Annotated in this window: 17 protein-coding genes and 1 other annotated feature; of the genes, 4 read left to right on the top strand and 13 right to left on the bottom strand. The window is 58.9% G+C overall.

The window, feature by feature from the left end:
* Positions 1 to 57: 57 nt before the first annotated feature.
* The 3 genes from EYB53_RS06050 (at position 58) to EYB53_RS06040 (ending at position 3,470) form a co-directional block, all read left to right on the top strand.
* Positions 58 to 1,362 carry a PQQ-dependent sugar dehydrogenase gene (locus EYB53_RS06050; RefSeq protein ID WP_135477301.1) on the top strand — a complete coding sequence of 435 codons (1,305 nt, stop codon included), beginning with the start codon at positions 58 to 60 and terminating at the stop codon, positions 1,360 to 1,362.
* Positions 1,363 to 1,857: 495 nt separating this feature from the next.
* Positions 1,858 to 2,721 (top strand): Maf family protein, encoded by an 864-nt coding sequence (locus EYB53_RS06045; protein ID WP_371879071.1) that lies wholly within the window; start codon positions 1,858 to 1,860, stop codon positions 2,719 to 2,721.
* On the top strand, positions 2,700 to 3,470 hold the full coding sequence (locus EYB53_RS06040; protein WP_135477300.1) for a response regulator: 771 nt from the start codon (positions 2,700 to 2,702) through the stop codon (positions 3,468 to 3,470). Before EYB53_RS06045 ends, EYB53_RS06040 begins: the two co-directional genes overlap by 22 nt.
* 9 nt (positions 3,471 to 3,479) lie before the next feature.
* Here the strand turns inward: EYB53_RS06040 and EYB53_RS06035 are convergent, their stop codons facing one another.
* From EYB53_RS06035 to thrS, 6 genes are all read right to left on the bottom strand, one after another.
* Complete coding sequence (locus EYB53_RS06035; RefSeq protein ID WP_135477299.1) at positions 3,480 to 4,037, bottom strand: CDP-alcohol phosphatidyltransferase family protein; 558 nt, start codon at positions 4,035 to 4,037, stop codon at positions 3,480 to 3,482.
* Between the two features lie 10 nt (positions 4,038 to 4,047).
* The gene (locus EYB53_RS06030; protein WP_167857281.1) at positions 4,048 to 4,731 is read right to left on the bottom strand and encodes a DUF4013 domain-containing protein; all 684 of its coding nucleotides are present in this window, start codon (positions 4,729 to 4,731) and stop codon (positions 4,048 to 4,050) included.
* A 61-nt stretch (positions 4,732 to 4,792) separates the two neighbouring features.
* Entirely contained in the window at positions 4,793 to 5,524 is a 732-nt protein-coding gene (locus tag EYB53_RS06025) for a DUF4013 domain-containing protein (protein WP_135477297.1), read from the bottom strand.
* The gene (locus tag EYB53_RS06020) at positions 5,521 to 6,708 is read right to left on the bottom strand and encodes a competence/damage-inducible protein A (RefSeq protein WP_135477296.1); all 1,188 of its coding nucleotides are present in this window, start codon (positions 6,706 to 6,708) and stop codon (positions 5,521 to 5,523) included. The genes EYB53_RS06025 and EYB53_RS06020 overlap by 4 nt, the downstream gene beginning before the upstream one ends.
* A 2-nt stretch (positions 6,709 to 6,710) precedes the next feature.
* Complete coding sequence (locus EYB53_RS06015) at positions 6,711 to 7,148, bottom strand: hypothetical protein (protein WP_135477295.1); 438 nt, start codon at positions 7,146 to 7,148, stop codon at positions 6,711 to 6,713.
* 82 nt (positions 7,149 to 7,230) lie between these two features.
* Positions 7,231 to 9,003, bottom strand: coding sequence for a threonine--tRNA ligase (gene thrS / locus EYB53_RS06010; protein ID WP_135477294.1), 1,773 nt, complete (start codon positions 9,001 to 9,003; stop codon positions 7,231 to 7,233).
* A 44-nt stretch (positions 9,004 to 9,047) separates the two neighbouring features.
* Positions 9,048 to 9,285 (bottom strand) — a binding site (T-box leader).
* Between the two features lie 131 nt (positions 9,286 to 9,416).
* Here thrS and EYB53_RS06005 point away from each other — a divergent pair.
* Complete coding sequence (locus EYB53_RS06005) at positions 9,417 to 10,634, top strand: Bcr/CflA family multidrug efflux MFS transporter (protein WP_135477293.1); 1,218 nt, start codon at positions 9,417 to 9,419, stop codon at positions 10,632 to 10,634.
* 231 nt (positions 10,635 to 10,865) lie between these two features.
* On the opposite strand, the gene EYB53_RS06000 is transcribed toward EYB53_RS06005, so the two are convergent.
* From EYB53_RS06000 to EYB53_RS05970, 7 genes are all read right to left on the bottom strand, one after another.
* Positions 10,866 to 11,087 (bottom strand): hypothetical protein, encoded by a 222-nt coding sequence (locus EYB53_RS06000; protein WP_097654351.1) that lies wholly within the window; start codon positions 11,085 to 11,087, stop codon positions 10,866 to 10,868.
* 73 nt (positions 11,088 to 11,160) lie between these two features.
* Entirely contained in the window at positions 11,161 to 12,375 is a 1,215-nt protein-coding gene (locus EYB53_RS05995) for an RNA-guided endonuclease InsQ/TnpB family protein (protein ID WP_254150921.1), read from the bottom strand.
* Between the two features lie 3 nt (positions 12,376 to 12,378).
* Entirely contained in the window at positions 12,379 to 12,768 is a 390-nt protein-coding gene (tnpA, locus tag EYB53_RS05990) for an IS200/IS605 family transposase (protein WP_135477292.1), read from the bottom strand.
* Positions 12,769 to 13,277: 509 nt separating this feature from the next.
* Entirely contained in the window at positions 13,278 to 14,975 is a 1,698-nt protein-coding gene (gene cydC, locus EYB53_RS05985) for a thiol reductant ABC exporter subunit CydC (protein ID WP_135477291.1), read from the bottom strand.
* On the bottom strand, positions 14,972 to 16,645 hold the full coding sequence (cydD, locus tag EYB53_RS05980) for a thiol reductant ABC exporter subunit CydD (RefSeq protein WP_205712589.1): 1,674 nt from the start codon (positions 16,643 to 16,645) through the stop codon (positions 14,972 to 14,974). The genes cydC and cydD overlap by 4 nt, the downstream gene beginning before the upstream one ends.
* A gap of 92 nt (positions 16,646 to 16,737) precedes the next feature.
* Positions 16,738 to 17,751, bottom strand: coding sequence for a cytochrome d ubiquinol oxidase subunit II (gene cydB, locus EYB53_RS05975; RefSeq protein ID WP_135477289.1), 1,014 nt, complete (start codon positions 17,749 to 17,751; stop codon positions 16,738 to 16,740).
* 14 nt (positions 17,752 to 17,765) lie between these two features.
* On the bottom strand, positions 17,766 to 19,163 hold the full coding sequence (locus EYB53_RS05970) for a cytochrome ubiquinol oxidase subunit I (RefSeq protein WP_254150920.1): 1,398 nt from the start codon (positions 19,161 to 19,163) through the stop codon (positions 17,766 to 17,768).
* Between the last annotated feature and the right edge of the window lie 110 nt (positions 19,164 to 19,273).

Genomic DNA, 19,273 nt, shown 5'->3' with positions numbered 1-19,273 from the left:
TTCTGTGGTACGCTAATAACAGCCCACGTTCTGAAACCTGGAAAGGATCTTTTACGTATGCGCTTTCGCATCGTTGCGCTTTTTGCTCTTCTGTTGCTCCTGACTGGTTGTGGTGTGCGTGAAGTGGTTACAACTTCCCTCCCAACCGCACCTGTTGCGCCGGTTTTCACCCCCACCCCTGTCACGAGTTCGGCCCCGCCGACAGTGCCTAGTGCGCCTGTTGTTGAGCCTGCGGCAACCTCAACAACGATCAATCTCCCCACGGTCATTGCCTCGCCTCCCGATCTTAGCACGCTGCAACTCACGGTCGAGCCAGTCTTGAACGGGTTTCGTAATCCGACCCACATTACCAATGCCGGTGATGGCACTGGTCGCCTCTTTGTGGTGGAGCAAGCGGGGGCGATCTGGATCGTGCAAGATGGTGTGCGCCTCGAAGAACCATTGCTCGATCTGACCGAGCTTGTTGGCTCGCAAGGCAGTGAGCAGGGTCTCTTGAGTGTTGCCTTTCACCCGCAGTTCCGCGAGAATGGATTCCTTTTTGTCAACTATACCGACCGCAACGGCACAACGGTTGTCGCTCGCTATACGCTCAGTGCTGATCCCAATCGCGCCGATCCTGCGAGTGCGACGATCCTCATGACGATCGACCAACCCGCCGCGAACCACAATGGCGGTCTGCTCAAATTTGGGCCAGATGGTTACCTCTACATTGGCACCGGTGATGGCGGTGCATCGGGCGACCCTTGGAATAATGCGCAGACCCTGAGCACCCTGCTCGGCAAGTTGCTACGGATTGATGTTGATAGCAACGAACCATACGCTGTTCCGGCGAACAACCCGTTTATTGATGCTGATCCGGCCCGCTCGGAGATCTGGGCCTACGGCTTGCGCAATCCCTGGCGCTTCTCTTTTGACCGCGCAACGGGCGACCTCTATCTTGCCGATGTCGGCCAGAATGCACTTGAAGAAGTCCATGTTCAGCCTGCCAGTAGCCTGGGTGGGGAAAATTATGGCTGGAAGATCATGGAGGGCGATCGCTGCTTCAATGCTAGTTCGTGTGATCAGACAGGCCTGGAATTACCGGTCTTTGTCTATCCCCACGGCAGTGCCGAAGGCGGATGCTCGATCACAGGTGGTTACGTCTATCGCGGTCGTGCGTTTCCACAACTCAACGGGGTTTATGTCTTCACCGACTTTTGCACGGGCAACCTCTGGGGAACCTATGGTGACGGCGTAGGCTGGGAAACGGCCCTTCTTGGGCGGGTTGATCTGCGCATCACCTCGTTTGGCGAAGACGAAGCAGGCGAACTCTATCTGGTTGACCGTGCAGGTGGGGGAGTCTATCGGTTGGTGGTGGAGTAGGCGGATCGGGCGCGGGCGATCACCCGCGCTCGTTTGCACTCTCATGCATTTCGTTTGGGCGGCTCTGCTGCCCCGACGCTTCGCCAGCGTCAGGACGATTGCATCTTCCGTGTATGCACCCCGCCAGGGGCACCCGCAAGGGGTGCCCGTACACCGGCCCCCGGCCCCGTAGGGGCACCCCTTGCGGGTGCCCTGATAGCGCGTCTTTTTGTATCCGGTTTCGTATGATGCATCAGCCCTGTTCGCCAGAGCAGGGCGATTGCATCTTCCGTGTATGCACCCCGCCAGGGGCACCCGCAAGGGGTGCCCGTACACCGGCCCCCGGCCCCGTAGGGGCACCCCTTGCGGGTGCCCTGATAGCGCGTCTTTTTGTATCCGGTTTCGCATGATGCATCAGCCCTGTTCGCTAGAGGCTTGCATCTTGCGATCTACGCACGTAAGTGTTATGATCGCACTGTACGCAATTGGATCGATCAATTCAGGCAACCATACATTGTGATAAGAGTTTCTCCAACTGGAAATAATGGTCAGACGCTTGCTCATCAACAGGCGGGTCAGCCCCGTCTTGTGCTGGGCTCAGCTTCACCGCGTCGCTACGAGTTACTGGCTGCGCTTGGTGCGTCCTTTACTGTGATGACCACTGATGCTGAGGAGGCCGAGACCGATGTGCCACCCGAGGTGCTGGGGGCGTTGCCAACTGCCGAAATGCCGCTGCGCTACCATCCGACATTGCTTGCCTGGCGTAAAACCCACGCTGTGGCTGAACACGCCCTGGATGCCGTCGTGTTGGGCGCGGATACGGTGGTGGTGATTGATGGTGAGGTGTTGAATAAGCCTCGGGATGAAGCTGAAGCTCATCTGATGCTGCGTCGTCTGTCAGGACGTACCCATCGTGTTTATACCGGGTTGTGTGTCGCGGGGGCCTTTGCGTCAGCGACCACGCCTGAATCCGCTCAGACCACACTTTATGAGGCTCTGCCAGAGCCAATCTGGTTGCCGTTGCACCACGAAGCTCCTCATGCCGTTCTAGCGACAGCGGCTCGGCGTCCTTTCTGGCTGGATATCGAAATGTCCGAGGTCGTCTTTGCGCCTTTGACCGAAGCCCAGATCACGGCGTATGTTGCCACTGGTGAGCCGCGTGATAAGGCGGGTGCCTATGGTTTGCAGGGCATGGGTGGTCAGTTGATCAAAGCGGTCTATGGAAGTTACACTGCGGTAGTGGGCTTTCCGCTCGCTGCGGTGGTGCGTTTGCTACGTGGTGCAGGTGTCACCGGGCTATCTGACGCGACGGCAAGTTATTATGCATGGCTGGCACGCCAACAGAAGGAACCTTTGCCATGGCCTCCCACATTACCATAAAATTGCTCGTTGTTGATGATCATCCGCTCTTTCGCCAGGGGGTTCGCTGGGCCTTGAGTGGTGAGGATGATATCGTGATCGTCGGTGATGTTGCGAGTGGTGAAGCCGCTCTCGAGTGGCTTGCCCAGGCTAGCTCACACGATGAACCGAATGTGATGCTGGTTGATATGAATTTGCCAGGTATGAATGGCCTTGCGTTGACGCGGCACGTGCGTCGTCAGTACCCGGGGCTCGGGGTGGTGATGTTGAGCATGCACGAGAGCGACGAGCAAGCGTTTCACGCGTTGCAATCAGGTGCCGCCGCGTATCGCTCGAAGGATGTCAAGCCACAGGCGTTGATCGAGATCTTGCGTCGTGTCGCGCGTGGCGAGTATGTGATTAATGATGTTCTTCTGGAAGAACCGCGGGTCGCCAGTCGGGTCTTGACGCAGTTTCGTAGTTTGCCCGAAGCGTTGCCCACTGACCCCGAAGCGGTTGATGTGCCGATCTTTACGCCCCTCAGCGACCGTGAAATCGAGGTGCTTGAACGTATCGCGGCTGGCGGGAGTAACAAAGAGATTGCTGACTCGTTGCATATTAGTACGCAGACGGTCAAAAACCATATCTCGTCTATTTTGCGCAAACTGTCGCTGAATGACCGCACCCAGGCGGTACTCTTTGCTTTGCGCCGTGGCTGGATCGAGACTCCTCAAGAGATTCGGCAGGGGCCTCTCGAACCCCCTGCCGATACATCAGAAGCCCAGACATAAGCGTGGCCTTTATTCACCCTCGTTGCGCATGACGGCTAGAAACCGTTTGCCATACTGAACGAACGAGAGCAGAAATGGCACCATTGCCACGTAGAGCGCCGGCTTGCCACTGCGTGGCCCGTCGGCAACGTAGAGCAGTGCAGCCGCAGTCAAGAGCGCCGTGGTGAGTTTGCCGGTGCTGGCGGCAACGGTGATCTGGCTGCGACGTTTGATGACCACCAGGGCAGCAGCGATAATGCCAAGGTCGCGAAAAAGCAACAACCCCGTAATCCACCACGGAAAGTCGCGGGTCTTTGAGAGGATGATCGCGGTTCCGTTGATCAAGATCTTGTCAGCCACCGGATCGAGTAGTTCCCCGAGCGGCGAAACTTCGCCACGCGCACGCGCCAATGGGCCATCAATGGCATCGGTGAGCATTGCGAGCCCCAGGCAGGCAAGGGCTTCGCGCCGCCGCTCGGGCTGCCGCAGGTAGCGAAAGGTTGGTGGAATGAGCAGCAGCCGAGCGATTGTCAGCATGTTCGATGGATAGAGCAATTCGCGTGGCTCGAAGAGTCGCGTTGAAGCCATACTGATCCTTCTACACCATCGGTGAGGCAGGTGGGGCAAAATTAGAGTTGTAGCCGTTCTGCGTCCGCAAGGCGATGAGTTTCTGCCCCATCAGATGCCCAAAGACAGCTTGGCTGTAGGGCAGGGTGAAAAGAATGCCGATGACGATGATCCCGCCTGCACCAGCGACAAGCCCACACAAAATCTGGAGCAGCCAGAGCACAACCCAGCCACCCAGGTCGCCCCGTACCATCGTGATGACCGCACTGAAGTTGATCGCTTCACTGAAACTGTTCGTCTGCAAGTAGCGTACCGTACCGGCGATCAGGAGAGGCTGAGTCGCCAGGGCGACGATCATAATGAGTGGAATCAGGCACAGAGCGAGCAAAGCTGCAATCCCGGCAACAGCATCGCCACCAGTGGAAGCAAAGATGGGCACACACGCAAACAGAAGCGCGATCACAATCACCGGTACCGCGTAGACGATCGCAATGCCTAGGCCGACGAGCCCGAGATTGAATTTCTCGCCAAAGTTATCCCATTGGGGCAGTGGGCGTGGATTGCCTGCCGCCAGACGGCGCGCGGTCTCAAGCATGTAGCCGATGATCAGGATCTGCCCAACCAGCGGAATCAAGGCCAGCAATCCAGCGATCAGGATGCTTGTAAGCCACTGTTCATCATCGAAGACAAACGAAAAGGCTTTGCCGATGTCCATGAGAATTCTCCTTGTTATGCGTCTAGACTTCGCATTGTAACGTATCTTGCGGCACTCGGTGCTATTGAATCTGACGTTCGGCGCTGACATAGAGTTGCACGACGACGAGGTGGGCATAGATGGTGGCGCTGAGGATTAGCCAGAGACCGAGGCCAAGCACGACCATGTGCCCTGGAAAGGTGATCCGTGCGAACCCGAGGGTGAGTGCGCTCAAGAGCACCGCGGGGAGATAGGCCACCAGTGAGAGCAGACGAGCCTGGAAAAAGGTGCGGCGGTTCGCACGCCCCAGCGTCCAGCGGAGCGTTGCGCTCCTCAGGGCATCTTCGATGTGGCCCTCACGCGCAAAGCGAAGCCGTCCAGCCGGGGCGACACTACTCAAAAAAAGCAGCACGACAACCATCCCTGTGCCAAACACGACCGAGCTCGTGATCCTCTGAATGATCAGTTCGTCGGTGACGCCAGCGAGCAACATGACAATGCCGGTGACAAACAACAGCATCGTTCCGATCAAGATTGGTAGAATCAGAAACGCAAAGTCAATGAGCAGGGCAAAGAGACCGGTCAATGATCGAACCGTGACATTGCCGGGCGGCGGCAAGGGGCTAGCGAAGCCGCGCCGACTATTATCGAGGCTCTCCATCACAAAACCAGCGGCCAGGGGTAGGCCAAGCCCCACAAGGGTGGCAAGCCCGTAGCCACCACAGTGCAACCACCAGAATTGATCGCGGTGTACGGTTGCCAGCGCGTGACGGAGGGAGAGCGGCCCGGGCTCGGTGCGGCCAAAAAAGGTCACGCTGCTTCTCCAACCAGGTAGCGCCGGATCAAATCAAGCCCTAGGGTCGCAACAAATTCCCATCCTTCGGTCTGACGCAAGTCATAGTTACGGGTGACCTGGCGATTTCCCTTGGGTGTGACCAGGGTTACACTCACTGCGGTGAGGCCGCTCTGGTCGCTGGTATCAGCCACCTGAAACGCGAGGCCGAGATCGGCGCGCCAGCGATCAACAATGCCAAACGCCCCCGTCTGCGACAGAATGGCGGCAGCATCCTCGTTGGCTGCCCGATCAAGTGGATGGATCAAGACCCCGCTGATGCATTCGGTGCCTCCGTTGACCGCTGAGAGTGCCCGGAAGATCGGGGCGAACGTGCTCGTTTCGTAGAGCGCAAGGGTCAGTTGCTGTTCCTTGAGCAAGCGAGCAACCGTTGCTGGTAACGGTTCATCGCCAATAATGTGCTGTTTGAGGCGTTCGCGAATGGTCGCCTCGGTCGTGGCAAGCATGGCCTCGGCTTCGGCCTGCGAGGCTCCATGCGCCGTGATCCGAATTTCGTAACGGGCCTGCTTGGCTGAGATGCCGACACTCGGATTGGCCTGTTCCATCAGATCGGCGATCATCTCGCCAATCACACTTTCACCAAGCCCAGTCGCATGGACCGTCTTGACCAGGATAGCGTCGGTGATCCCTCGTTCATCACGCAGGTAGGGCATGACGGCATTTTCGAAGAGATAGCGCATTTCATAGGGCACGCCAGGCAACACAATCACTGTGCCTCGATCATCCTCGACGATAAACGAAGGCGCCGTGCCCCGCGGATTTTCGACAATGCGCGCCCCAGTGGGGACAAAGGCCTGGCGTCGGTTACTTGGGCTCATCGTGCGACCCATCGCGGTAAAACGGGCCTCGATCTGGTCAAGCAGGGTCTGATGAAATTCAAGTGGGCGTTCCATTGCCAGGGCGACCCCTTCGCGGGTAACGTCGTCGAGCGTTGGCCCGAGGCCCCCGGTACAGATCACGAGATCTGCCCGTACCAGCGCCTCGCTAACCATCGCGGCAATGCGTTCGGTATCATCCCCAACCGAACTCTTGCGCACCAGTTCCACCCCGGCGCGGGCGAGTTGGCGGGCAAGGTACGCGCTATTGGTGTCAACCGTCGTCCCGAGCAGCAACTCTGAGCCGATGGCAATGATTTCTGCTTGCATAGTTAAAAGAGCGGATCTTCTTGTCGTGGTTTCGGTTTGGCCTGTTCGATCATACGACGACGATAATCGTCCCACATAGCCTGTTCTTGATTGGCGGCGGCACGCTTGCCGGCTTCAATCGCCTGTTTCACTCGTTCCTGCAGCGAGACACCGGTGCTCTCGGCGCGTGCCGTAAGCCCAAGCCGCATCTCTTCGCTGGCGCGTTGATGCAGCACATAGATTGCTGCGCTGCCCATCGCTGTGCCGAGTAAGAGCCCAAAGGCAAATCGGCCTGTTGATTGCCGTGTCCGGCGTTTTGTCTCGTTGCGGAGCGCCTGGATGATCTGGAGGGCCGCTTGCCGTTCGTTGGCAAGTGCATCAAGGGTGCTGGCGCGTTCAGCGCGGATGGCTTCGCTAAAGCGCAGAGCCGCATCGGTGAGCATATCGGTCTCTACGGTCATAGTCTCCTCATTCCGCTAACTTCGGTTGCGATCCTGGGACATAAGCCAGCTAAGCTGGCTTATGTCCCAGGATGTAACATTTTTACGTACGATTGGCGATCTCTTCTTGCATGCGTGCGAGACACGCATCAATGGGTATCGCCCCAAGGTCTTCGCCCGACCGCAGGCGTACGGCAACAGCGCTGGCTTCTTCTTCCTTCTTTCCGATTATAAGCATATATGGAATCTTCTGCAACTGGGCACGCCGAATCTTGCCTTGCATTCGGTCGCGACTTGTATCAATCTCGACCCGTAGATCAGCCTCGACGAGGCGCTTCTGGACGCTTTCCGCGTAGGCGATTTGGGCGTCGGTGATCGGAATCAGCACGGCCTGTACCGGGGCCAGCCAGAGCGGGAAGGCGCCGGCGTAGTGTTCGATCAGGACGCCGAAGAAGCGCTCCATACTGCCCATCAGGGCGCGGTGTACCATGTAGGGCCGGTGGGGTTGGTTATCCTCGCCGATGTACTCGAGCCCAAAGCGTTCGGGCAGGTTAAAGTCGAACTGGATGGTGCTCAACTGCCACTCGCGCCCCAGCGCATCGTAGACTTTGAGGTCGATCTTGGGTCCGTAGAAGGCGCCGCCGCCCTCATCAACCTGGTAGGGTAGTTGATGGGTCTCGACGGCGCGCTCGAGCGCGGCCGTGGCCCGTTCCCAGTCTTCAGGTGCGCCAACGTACTTCTCGGGGCGGGTCGAGAGGTAGGCCGTGAATTCGCTCAAGCCGAAGGCGCGCAGCACATAGAGCGAGAACTCGAGCGCACGCCCGATCTCCTCCTCGACCTGGTCGGGCCGACAGAAGATATGCGCATCGTCCTGGGTGAAGCCGCGCACGCGCGTGAGGCCGTGCAGCGCTCCGCTCAGTTCGTAGCGGTAGACCGTGCCATACTCGGCGTAGCGCCGCGGTAGGTCGCGGTAGGAGCGCATGTGCGTCTGGTAGATCTGGATATGGAAAGGACAGTTCATCGGCTTGGCATAGTAGTCCTCGCCATCAATATCCATTGGGGCGTACATGCTATCTTTGTAGAACTCGAGGTGGCCCGAGGTCTCCCAGAGGTGCGCACGCCCGATGTGGGGCGAGAAGACCCACTCGTAGCCAGCTTTGAGGTGGGCCTGGCGGGCGAAATCCTCGGCGATCACGCGAACCATGGCCCCCTTGGGGTGCCAGAGGATCAGACCTGCGCCGACCTCATCGGAGATGCTATAGAGATCAAGCTCTTTACCGAGGCGGCGATGGTCACGTTTTTTGGCCTCCTCGAGACGCCAGAGATGTTGTTCCAGTTCAGCCTGATCATTCCAGGCGGTGCCATAGATGCGTTGCAACTGGGGGCGCTTCTCATCGCCGCGCCAGTAGGCCCCGGCGATACTCATCAACTTGAAGCCCGTCGGATCAATCTGGCCGGTTCGCTCGAGATGCGGCCCACGACAGAGGTCTTCAAACGTATCCTGGCGATAGGTCGAGATGACCGTGTCACCTTTGGCCGTTTCACCATATTCATCGAGGCCCTGGGCAAGCCCGTCGATCAATTCGAGCTTGTAGGGCTGGTCATGAAAAAATTGGCGGGCCTCATCAGCACTCACTTCCCGAAAGAGAAAGGGCACATCACGGGCGACGATCTGGCGCATCCCGGCTTCGATGGTGCTCAGATCATCGGGGGTGAGGGCGCGAGGCAGGTCGAAGTCATAGTAAAAACCATTCTCGATGGGCGGACCGATGGCAACCTTGCCTTCAGGAAAGATTTCCAGCACGGCCTGGGCCATCACATGGGCCAGTGAATGGCGAAGACGGTAATACGGATCACTATTTGGATCGACTGGCATCACATACCTCACATCTGCAAAGACGACAAAAAACCTTCGTTCCACTATGGGACGAAGGTTGCTTCGTGGTTCCACCCAACTTTGATGCACAACTGCACGCGCAGACAGGCATCCTTGCGGCGCGTTAACGGGCGCAAACCGTGCCTCCATACTTGCGTAGCGCGTTGAGGAGGCCGCTCAGAGGTGGTTTTCGCTCGTGCTGATTGAGGTGCGCTTGCAGTCTTTGACGCACCCTCCCTGGCAACCAGGCTACGAGGTACTCGTCCTCGTCATTGCTTTCGATTATCTTGCCGTATTGTACCGCTCTGTTTTTGTTGCGTCAAGCTTTTTCTAGCGGCATAGTTCTCGGCAAAACCGGTGTACCACGGTAGGGCAGGGCGCTAGCCCTGCCCTACCGTGGTACTATAGAACCCATGAAAACCCAACCCCCTTTATCGGTCGGGCGACTTGCCCTGGTGCTTGGTATTTTGTCGGCGTTTGGACCGCTTTCGATTGATATGTATTTGCCGGGTTTGCCCGCGATCGGGGCCGAGTTTGGCACTGATACGGCGGCGGCTCAGTTGACCCTGACGGTCTTTTTTCTGGGGTTGGCCTTTGGGCAGATTGTCTATGGGCCGCTTTCTGACCGTTTTGGTCGTCGCAAGCCGTTGCTCGTTGGGGCGATCATTTATACGGTTGCGTCGGTGGGGTGTGCGCTGGCGCCGACGCTCGGCAGTCTGGTCTGGTTGCGTCTGCTCCAAGCGCTTGGTGGGTGTGCCGGCGTTGTGATTGCACGCTCGATTGTGCGCGATCGTTTTGATGCCCAGGGTTCAGCGCGGATGTATTCGCTCTTGATGCTCGTGATGGGCCTTGCGCCCATTACGGCGCCGGTGCTTGGTGGGCAACTCATCGTTCATTTTGGCTGGCGCTCGGTCTTCTGGGTGCTGACCGTCTTTGGCATGATCTGTGTGGCGCTGGTGCTCTTTGCACTCCAGGAGTCACTGCCCCGCGAGCGCCGGAGTCACGATGGCTTTGTGGCTGTGCTGCGCGTGTATGGTCTATTGCTACGGGATCGGCATTTTGTCAGTTACGCCCTGACAGGTGGTTTTATTTCGGCGGGCATGTTTGCCTATATTTCCGGGTCGCCCTTTGTCTTCATTGAACTCTTTGGCGTGTCGCCCGAGTTGTACGGTTGGATCTTTGGGGCGAATGCCGCTGGTTTGATTGCGGCTTCACAGTTCAATCGTCGGCTCTTGCGCTCGTTCACCAGCACCACGATCCTCAGTGTCGCCCTGGCCGTCATTGCCACCTCGGGCGTGATGCTCGTTGCGGTTGCCGCGACTGGCTTCGGGGGCCTTTTGGGCTTGTTGCCCTTCCTCTTTATCTGCATTGCGGGCTATGGCCTCGTGGCCCCCAATGCCGCCGCTGAAGCAATGGCCCCTCACGGGCGGGTAGCGGGCAGTGCGGCGGCGTTGCTTGGTATGTTGCAGTTTAGCATCGGGGCGCTCGCCGGTGTGATCGTCGGGGTGCTGCACAATGGCACGGCTCTGCCGATGGCGGCAGTTATGGCGACATGCTGTCTCGTGGGGCTTGGAGTGTTTCATCTGCGCCCGATGGATGTGCCGGTGCCTCGTCCTCAGCCCGAGGCGTAATGCCTATGCTGGATGTGGGTTTCGTTGACGCCATGGCGCAGCGAGGCGCGGCATGGCCTGCGTGCCTCATTTTAATGCCTGACAGTTCTGTACTTTGGTAATGGTAGCACAGCAGTACTGCCAGAACAAACGAAACATACCTAGCCAAACGATGACGCTTCGGCAATCCAAGTACGCCCTTTGCAACCGTCAGGGCAGCTTTCCACTCATCTATGGTTTATAGTACCGCCTTCAAAAGTCGCGCCCACTCTTCGGGTCGCGCTCTACGGCGGCAACAATATCATCAATGGTAAGATCGGTGAAAAGCTGTTCTCGCTCTTGGGTATAGTCCCCAAAGCCGTGCGTATATTGATGAATGAAACGCGCCGTGTTTACCACACCCATCTCTTGAATAAGCACGCGTAGTGCCCGCGTATTCAACTCAGCCAGCGGTAACGGTTGTATGCTGCTCACGGGAGCACCTCCTGAATCAACTCCAACGGCGTTACGATCGCTATGGTTATTGATGCAATCACCTTCAAGCGCTTCATGAGTCGGTCATCATCGTCAAGTGGCCGCTGGAGGCTACAATTGTGACACTCCGCAGCGGCTCAAGCCGCGCGGCTTCTTGGCCCAACCCGCCTTCTGGCGAGCTTAACGACCAACGGAGCTGTCCGCCCCGGTTGAGAATGTTGATGGCCGCGTTGTGATCTCTATCGAGCGAGAGGCCGCAACGGGGACAATCAACCCATCGGTCGGCTAACGAAAGCGTCTCGAAGACATGCCCGCAACCAGAAGAGCACCGTTTGGAGGTCTGCCGTGGGTCTACCAGAACGACCACACGACCGGCGCTTGCAGCCTTGTGCGTGAGTCGCTGAACCAAGTAGCCCCATCCAGCGTCCAGAATACTCTTTGCGAGGTTCCCATGAACCATGCGCGTGATCGTGAGGTCTTCGAGCGCGATCCGGTCGTGGCGCGCTATCAGATCGTGCGCCAGCTTGTTCAGGTAGTCTTTGCGCTGATTGCTCATCCGCTCATGCTGCCGTTGCAGCATCACCACGGCCTTACGGCGGTTCTTCCCACCTTTCTTCCGTCGTGCGATCCGGCGCTGGCAGACGCGCAGCTTCCGTTGGGCCTTGCGATAGAACCGGGGATGCGCAACCTGTTCACCCGCGCTGGTGGTAATCAGGCTCGCCAGCCCCACATCAATCCCCACATCCTGCCCGGTCGCAGGAAGCGGCGTCGGCTCGTCTACCACGCAGGAGAAACTGGCGAACCACTTCCCCGCCTGCTTGCTGATACGGAGCGTCTTGATCTGACCCTCAATCGGACGATGCCAGCGAACGGCGATCCGCCCGATACCTGATAGTTTCAAGCGTCGCCCGTCGAGGCGAAAGCCATTCCCGTACTCCTTGAAGCCGAACGAACGCCAGCGGTGGCGCCCCTTAAAGCGCGGGTAGCCCGGTTCTTCGCCCGCCTTCAGCCGCCGAAAAAAGGCTTGGAAGGCTTTATCCAGATCGTCTACCACGATCTGCAAGACATGGCTATGCACGTCCTTCGCCCACGGGTTTGTGGCCTTCCGCTCCTTCACCTGGCGCAGTTGCGCCACCTTCCCCACCGTGCGCTGCTCGTCCTCCCACGCCTGCTTGCGCTCTGCGAGGCAATCGTTATAGAAGCGACGACACGTTTCAAGCGTGGCATCAAGCAGCCGCTCCTGGGCGCGGGAGGGATAGAGCCGGTAGCGAAAGGCTTTGCGCTCCATTGGCTAGAGTCCCTTTTGGGCGGCGATGTACCGCTGCACGGTTTCATTCGCGACGTTCCCGACCGTCGCGGCAAAGGAGGAGCGCGTCCACAATGACGGAAGTTTCCGCAAGACGGCATAACGTTCGCGTAGCTCGTGAGAGGTGAGACCCTTCACCGCCTTCACCACGTCGGCAGCCGAAACGCTCGGCCAAACGCGCACGAACAGATGGATATGATCGGGTTGGATCGCCAGCTCCACGATCTCCCATCCCTGCTCGGCGCACTTCTGCTCAATCAGCCGCCGACAGTCTACGGCAATCGCATCTTTGAGGACAGCCTTGCGGCGCTTCGGCGTCCAGACGAGGTGATAGAGGATGAGATGAACCCGGTGTTCGTCGCGCTGGTACTCCATCGCCCTGCCTTGCAGTTGTTGATTTCTATGTTGACAGGATAGCATAGAATGACAACAACCGCAAGGATGTTCGATGTTCTGGCTAAAGCCAGCGAGAAACCCGCCTAACCGCACGCCCTAAAGGGCGGCGGCTTGCGGCGGGTTCCCGAAGGTCAAGATAGACCCGCATGACGTCAGTCGCTCCTTCGATGCGCAGCATTCACAGACATCGTTATTGTATCACAGGGCATAGCGGGTACGATGGGAGGGATGCGCGCTTACGGCGACCTAACGAACATGAATTAGACGGCGTTTTTGCTACTTCCGCCCGCCATACCCGTGCCACACCGCGCTTTTGCCACCTCCACCCGCCATACCCGTGCCACACCGCCCATGCGCCGTCTATGCGAGTTTTCGGTCATATTTCGCGCAGAAGCGCATCGGTAACGAGCAACGGATATTCGGTACGTTGATCAGCAAGCGCCACGGTGCAGCCGGATGAGCGGCTGGCAGCTATAGATGCGGTTCGCTTATGACTCAGCGCCTTTCGTCGTGGGATGATCCGCATCGTTTCCGCAGCGGGCTTGGTATAGCTCCACAATCCGCTCTACGCTGGCGAGGTGTTCGTGGCGGTGGGTGATTGTGAGTGTGGTGCGCCCCTGGCGTAGTTCTTCGAGTGCGGCGACGACGTCGCTGGCGGTGGTCTGGTCGAGATGAGCCGTTGGTTCGTCGAGGATGAGAATCGGGGCGTCTTTCAGCAGGGCGCGGGCAATGGCGAGCCGTTGACGTTCGCCGCCACTGAGTTTCATGCCTTGTTCGCCGATCCAGGTGTCGTAGCCGTTGGGTAGCCGGTTGATCAGGTCGCTCAGGTGGGCGCGCCGACACGCTTCGTCCAGTTCGGCCTGGCTTGCCATTGGGCGGGCGATGCGTAGGTTGTCGGCGATCGTGCCGTTGAAGAGGTGTGTGTGCTGCGCGACGACGCCAATCATCTGCCGTACGTCTTCGGCGCGATACGCCCGGAGCGGAACACCACCAAGCAGAATCTCGCCGCTCCATCCTTCCCAGAAGCGCAAAATCAACTGCACCAGGGTGCTTTTGCCTACCCCGCTTGGGCCGATCAGGGCGAGTTGCTGCCCCGCTTCGATGCGCAAACTCAGGTTTTCCAGGACGTTCTGGGACTGGCCGGGATAGCTGAAGCTGACGTTGCGCAGTTCGAGACTGTAATCTTGTGGCTCTGGTGAGGTGGCTGGTTCGTTGCTGATCTGCGCTGGGGTGTCGGTGATGGCGAAGATCCGGCGTGCCGCCGCCAGGCTTGTTTCGAGGCTCTGTAAGGCGACCGCGAGTGGGGTCACGGCTTCAAATGAGGCAAGGGCGGTCAGCGCAAGCAGGGCCAGGTAGACCCCGTCGAGCTCGCCGTTGCGCACTAGGGGGATGGCAAGCAGCAGCATTGCTAGTGCCGCGAGGTGGCTCAGCAACAGTACGAGGCCGTTGCCGAGGCCGCGTACCGTCGCCAGGTGTTCCTGGGCCTGCGCCAGGCGGCGACTATCTTCGCGCACCCGTGCCAGCAGCAGATCCTCTCGCCCAAGCGCTAGCAGGTCGTCAAGCGCTTGCACGCCTTCGACCAGGTTTGTCGAGAGGGCGGCACGGTGGGCGATGCTTGCCCCGGCAGAACGGCGACTCAGGACGTGGACAAGCAGGGGGACGACAAGGCCAGCAAGCCCGAGGAGCAGCAAGAGCATAAGGGCCAGGCGCAGATCAAAGGCGAGCATCAGTCCGCAGGCGAGCAGGCCGGCGAGCAGCGCGACGAGAGGCGGCGCGAGCACACGCAGGTAGAATTGCTCAAGCGTTTCAACATCGCCGACGGCTCGTGCGAGCAGGTCGCCCCCGCGCTGATCAATGAGACCGGCGGGGGCCAGCGGTTCGACTGTCTCATAAAACCAGCCCCGCATCCCTGCGAGCAGCCGGAAGGTAGCCGTATGCGCCGTATAACGCTCGGCATACCGAAAGAGCGCCCGCGCAATGCCAAAGAAGCGGACACCGACAATCGGTATACTCAAGACGGCAATCGAGGGCATCAGGGCGGCACTGGCGATCAGGTAGGATGACGTTGCGATCAGGCCGATGCTGCTGCCCACCGTCGCAAAACCGAGCAAGACCGCGATGGCAAACCAGCCACGATAAGGCGCGATCAGCACGAGCAGGCGTAAGAACAGGCGTGGCGTGCTCATCGCGGGGCCTCCCGCAGCATGGCTGATGGCGAACCCTGCGCTACCATCGTCTCCTTGTCGCCAAGCGGTTCGAGTTGCACCACGTGATCGACCTCAGCTAGCAGTGATGCGCTATGCGTGATGATCAGCGCTGTCCGACCGCGCAGCAACTCACGCAACGCTGTGCGGATCTCCAATTCGCTGGCCGGGTCAAGGTGCGAGGTTGGCTCATCGAGGATCACAAAAGGCGCATCTTTGAGCAAGGCGCGGGCGAGCGCGAGACGCTGGCGTTGCCCTCCCGAGAGCCGTGTTCCGCCTTCGCCGATGGGGGTGGCATACCCTTGCGGCAGCGCCGTGATGAAAGCGTGCGCACCGGCGGCACGTGCGGCCACTTCCAGCGCCTCATCGGAAGCGTCGGGGCGCGCCAGGCGCAGATTCTCGGCGACACTGCCATAAAAGAGTGCCGGATGCTGGCTGACCCAGGCCACCTGCTGCCGCCACGCGCCCAGATCGACCTCGGTCAGGGGGACGCCGCCAACAGAAATGCTGCCTTCGTCGGGTTGAACAAAGCCCATCAACAGCGCCGCCACACTGCTCTTGCCGACGCCACTTGGCCCAACCAGCGCAACCGTCTGCCCCGCCGGAATGCGCAGGTCGAACTGGTGCAAGACCGGACGGGCACCGTGGTCATAGGCAAATGAAACCCCCTTGAGTTCGAGGTCTCCGTGCGTAGGTGGTGCCTGTCGCATTGGCGAGGGTGGCACAGCCACTGGGGTTGCCAGGATCGCCTCGATCCGCCCGAGCGCCTCTTTGCCCGCCATGCCGGCGTGGTGGCGCTGGCCGAGCAGACGCAGCGGCAGGTAGAACTCTGGCGCGAGGATCAGGATCGTCAGGGCTGGCTCGAAGGCCATGCGCCCATAGAGCAACCGTAGCCCGATCTCGACCGCAATGATCGCCGTACTGAGGCTCGCAATCAATTCGAGGGCAAAGGCCGAAAGAAACGCAATGCGCAGCACCTGCATCGTCACATCGCCAAACTGCGCACTGATCGTCGCAACCTCTTGCAGGCGTTCGCGGCTGCGCCCAAAAAGCTTGAGCGTCGTCAAGCCCTGGAGTGTATCGAGAAAATGGGCACTCATCCGGCTCATATCGGCCCATTGGCGTGCCGTCAGTTCTTTGGCGAGCGAGCCAATCAACCAGAGAAAGAGCGGGATAAGCGGAGCCGTCAGCATCAAGACCAGCCCGGAGAGGGGGTCGAAGGGGAGGACAAAGACCAGCACGATCAAGGGCATCAGCGCTGCTAGCGTCACCTGGGGCAGATACTGACTCAGGTACTCATCAAGTGCCTCGACGCCCCCGAGCGTCGTATTCGCCAGTTCGCCACTGCGCTCGCCCCGGACAAACGTCGGTCCGAGGGCCACCAGATGTGTCAGTACACGTTCACGGAGCGCCTGCTTGACGAGACTGGCGAGCCGTTGCCCCGTCATCTCGCCTGCCCAACTCAGCGCTGCGCGCAGCAGCGCCAGGGCGACCAGGCCAAGCAGCAGCGCCTGCACATCGGCCAGATCGGCCCCACCCAGAAAGACCTGCGCAATCACCCTGCTCAAGAGCAACGCCTGACCAACGGCCACCACCGCCGTCAACGCCCCCAGCGCAATCGTCACCCATAACCAGGGGCGCTGCGTTGTCATCAGGTTTGATCGTCTTGACCGGGTCATATTCCCAAACCGGGCCATATTCCCAAGCATCGCAGGGGCGGGACGACAGTCCCGCCCCTGCGATGCTAATACGTCAACTCACTCTCAATGCTTATACGATGCCGAAAGACCCAGTAGGTCCAGGTCTGATACGCCAGCACGATCGGAATAAAGATCAGGGCGACGATGCTCATAATCGTCAGGGTCTTCGGGCTTGACGACGCATTGTAGATCGTCAGGCTCCAGGCGGGATCGAGGCTTGAGACCATCACCCTGGGGAAGAGCGCCATAAAGATGGTAATGACCGAGAGGCCAATATTGACGCTGGTCATCAAGAAGGCCCAGCCGAGGCGCCCGATATGCACAAAATAGGCGGCGGCAAAGAGAGCGCCCAGGGAAGCGATGGGAATCGGGCCGGGATTGACGCCGAGGCGGCTGAATGAATCGGTCATCAGATACGTTGACACAATGAAGATCGCAACCATCACCGTTGTCACCGGGCCAATGCGCCGGGTCAGGTGCAGCGCCCGTTCGCTCAGTTCACCGCTTGTCTTCAGGTTCAAGAAGATCGCCCCGTGCAGGAGAAACATCGAGAGCGACGTCAACCCGCCGATGATTGCATACGGGTTCAGCAGGTCAAAGAAGGTACCGACGTAGTGCATATCGGCATCAATGGGCACCCCACGCAGCATATTGCCGAGTGCGACCCCCCAGAGGATCGCGGGGATCAGACTACCAAAGACAATGCCCCGATCCCACCAGGCGCGCCATTTGGGATCTTCGGCCTTGCTGCGGTACTCAAAGGCAACGGCTCGGATGATCAAAGCGACCAGCATCAAAAAGAGCGCAAGATAGAAGCCGCTAAAGAGGGTCGCATACCAGTGCGGAAAGGCCGCAAAGATCGCGCCGCCAGCGGTCAGCACCCAGACCTCATTGCCATCCCAGACCGGGCCGACCGTATTGATCACCACCCGCCGTTCGGTATCGGTCTTGCCCATAATTGGCAAGAGAATGCCCACCCCATAATCAAAGCCTTCGAGGATGAAGAAGCCGATAAAGAGCACGGCGACGAGTATAAACCAGAGGATATTGAGATCCATTGCAGGGTGTCCTTTCAGTCGCCAGCGGGAGCAGGGCGCAGCGAAGGTTGTTTGCTCGGCTGAGGTTCTTCGCCGGGTACCTGACGGGCATATTTCAGCATCAAAAAGACTGTGGCGGCGATCAAGCCTAGATAGACCAGGGTGAAGCCAATCAAACTCATCAAGACATACCCGACGCCAACAGTCGCCGAGACGCCTTCACTCGTCAACATCACGCCATAGACGATCCAGGGCTGGCGACCCATCTCGGTGAAGATCCAGCCGGTCGCATTCGCCAGGTAGGGCAGGCCGATCGCAGGGATCAGCAACCAGAGAAAAGCCGTACTACTCGTAATGCGATTGCGCAAGACAGAGTAGAGGGCCACTACAGCCAGGCCAAGCATGGCAAAGCCTGCGCCAACCATTGCCCGGAAGGTCCAGTAGGCGAGAAAAACATTGGGCGTATAATTGCCAGGCCCATACGTTGCTTCGGCTTCGGCTTGCAGATCTTTGATCCCCGGAACTGCACCCTCAAACCGATTGTAGGCCAGGAAACTCAACAGACCCGGAACCTTGATCACAAAGAGATCGCGTTGTTCTGGCGTGCTTGCTATGGTAAAGAGCGACATCGGTGCGGGATCCTCGGTCTCCCAGATTGCCTCGGCTGCCGCCATTTTCATCGGCTGCACTTGGATCATATATTGCGCCTGGGCATGGCCTGCCAGAATGACGCCGACCACCCCGATAACGGCGGCAATGGCCCCAATCTGGAACGAGCGGCGGAACATGTCGTGCCCAGCCTCGCTGAGTGGGCGGCGCAGATGGTAGGCACTGATACCCAGCACAAAGAAGGCCGCTGTGCAGATCGCCGCCATCATCGTATGCGGCCACTGCACCCAGACATGCCCGTTGGCAATCAGCGCCCCAAAGCTCTCCATCTCGGCGCGGCCATTGCGGATCACATAGCCAACCGGCTGATGCATAAACGAATTCGCCACCAGGATCCAGAACGACGAAATCGTTGACCCGATGGCGACCATCCAGATGCAGGCGAGATGAACGCCTTTAGAGAGCTTGTTCCAGCCAAAGAGCCAGAGACCAAGGAAGGTCGATTCGAGGAAAAAGGCCATCAATGCCTCGATTGCCAGCGGAGCCCCAAAGATGTCCCCGACAAACCGTGAATATTCAGCCCAGTTCATGCCAAACTGAAATTCTTGCACAATTCCAGTAGCTACCCCGATCGCAAAATTGATCAAGAGTAACTTGCCCCAGAATTTTGTCATGCGTTTGTAGGTTTCATTGCCACTACGGAAGTAGACCGTCTGCATAATGGCGACAAGGAGCGAGAGGCCAATCGAGAGGGGAACAAAAAAGAAGTGGTAGACCGTCGTAATTGCGAACTGCCAACGTGCGAGAATGGTGACGTCCATCATTGCCTCCGAGCCAGGCCAAAGCCTTGGCATCAAGAGATTGTGCCAATATACACAATCGTATCAGGTTCCACCCCTGGTGCGGTTATGATCGTATAACTGGCAATGAAGGC

Source organism: Candidatus Chloroploca mongolica (assembly GCF_004762035.2).
Lineage (GTDB): Bacteria > Chloroflexota > Chloroflexia > Chloroflexales > Chloroflexaceae > Chloroploca > Chloroploca mongolica.
The sequence above is the reverse complement of the archived record's forward strand: the minus strand, read 5'-3'. Positions and strand labels throughout refer to the sequence as shown.

What these genes read in the sequence shown, in the direction of transcription:
- thrS (WP_135477294.1), bottom strand. Translation starts at nt 9,003, where the DNA reads ATGCCAGTCGATCCAAATAGTGATCCGTATTACCGTCTTCGCCATTCA.
- EYB53_RS06020 (WP_135477296.1), bottom strand. Translation starts at nt 6,708, where the DNA reads ATGCAAGCAGAAATCATTGCCATCGGCTCAGAGTTGCTGCTCGGGACG.
- EYB53_RS06030 (WP_167857281.1), bottom strand. Translation starts at nt 4,731, where the DNA reads ATGGACATCGGCAAAGCCTTTTCGTTTGTCTTCGATGATGAACAGTGG.
- EYB53_RS06035 (WP_135477299.1), bottom strand. Translation starts at nt 4,037, where the DNA reads ATGGCTTCAACGCGACTCTTCGAGCCACGCGAATTGCTCTATCCATCG.
- EYB53_RS05995 (WP_254150921.1), bottom strand. Translation starts at nt 12,375, where the DNA reads ATGGAGCGCAAAGCCTTTCGCTACCGGCTCTATCCCTCCCGCGCCCAG.
- EYB53_RS06040 (WP_135477300.1), top strand. Translation starts at nt 2,700, where the DNA reads ATGGCCTCCCACATTACCATAAAATTGCTCGTTGTTGATGATCATCCG.
- tnpA (WP_135477292.1), bottom strand. Translation starts at nt 12,768, where the DNA reads ATGGAGTACCAGCGCGACGAACACCGGGTTCATCTCATCCTCTATCAC.
- EYB53_RS05970 (WP_254150920.1), bottom strand. Translation starts at nt 19,163, where the DNA reads ATGATGGACGTCACCATTCTCGCACGTTGGCAGTTCGCAATTACGACG.
- cydC (WP_135477291.1), bottom strand. Translation starts at nt 14,975, where the DNA reads ATGAGCACGCCACGCCTGTTCTTACGCCTGCTCGTGCTGATCGCGCCT.
- EYB53_RS06015 (WP_135477295.1), bottom strand. Translation starts at nt 7,148, where the DNA reads ATGACCGTAGAGACCGATATGCTCACCGATGCGGCTCTGCGCTTTAGC.
- cydB (WP_135477289.1), bottom strand. Translation starts at nt 17,751, where the DNA reads ATGGATCTCAATATCCTCTGGTTTATACTCGTCGCCGTGCTCTTTATC.
- cydD (WP_205712589.1), bottom strand. Translation starts at nt 16,645, where the DNA reads ATGACAACGCAGCGCCCCTGGTTATGGGTGACGATTGCGCTGGGGGCG.
- EYB53_RS06050 (WP_135477301.1), top strand. Translation starts at nt 58, where the DNA reads ATGCGCTTTCGCATCGTTGCGCTTTTTGCTCTTCTGTTGCTCCTGACT.
- EYB53_RS06005 (WP_135477293.1), top strand. Translation starts at nt 9,417, where the DNA reads ATGAAAACCCAACCCCCTTTATCGGTCGGGCGACTTGCCCTGGTGCTT.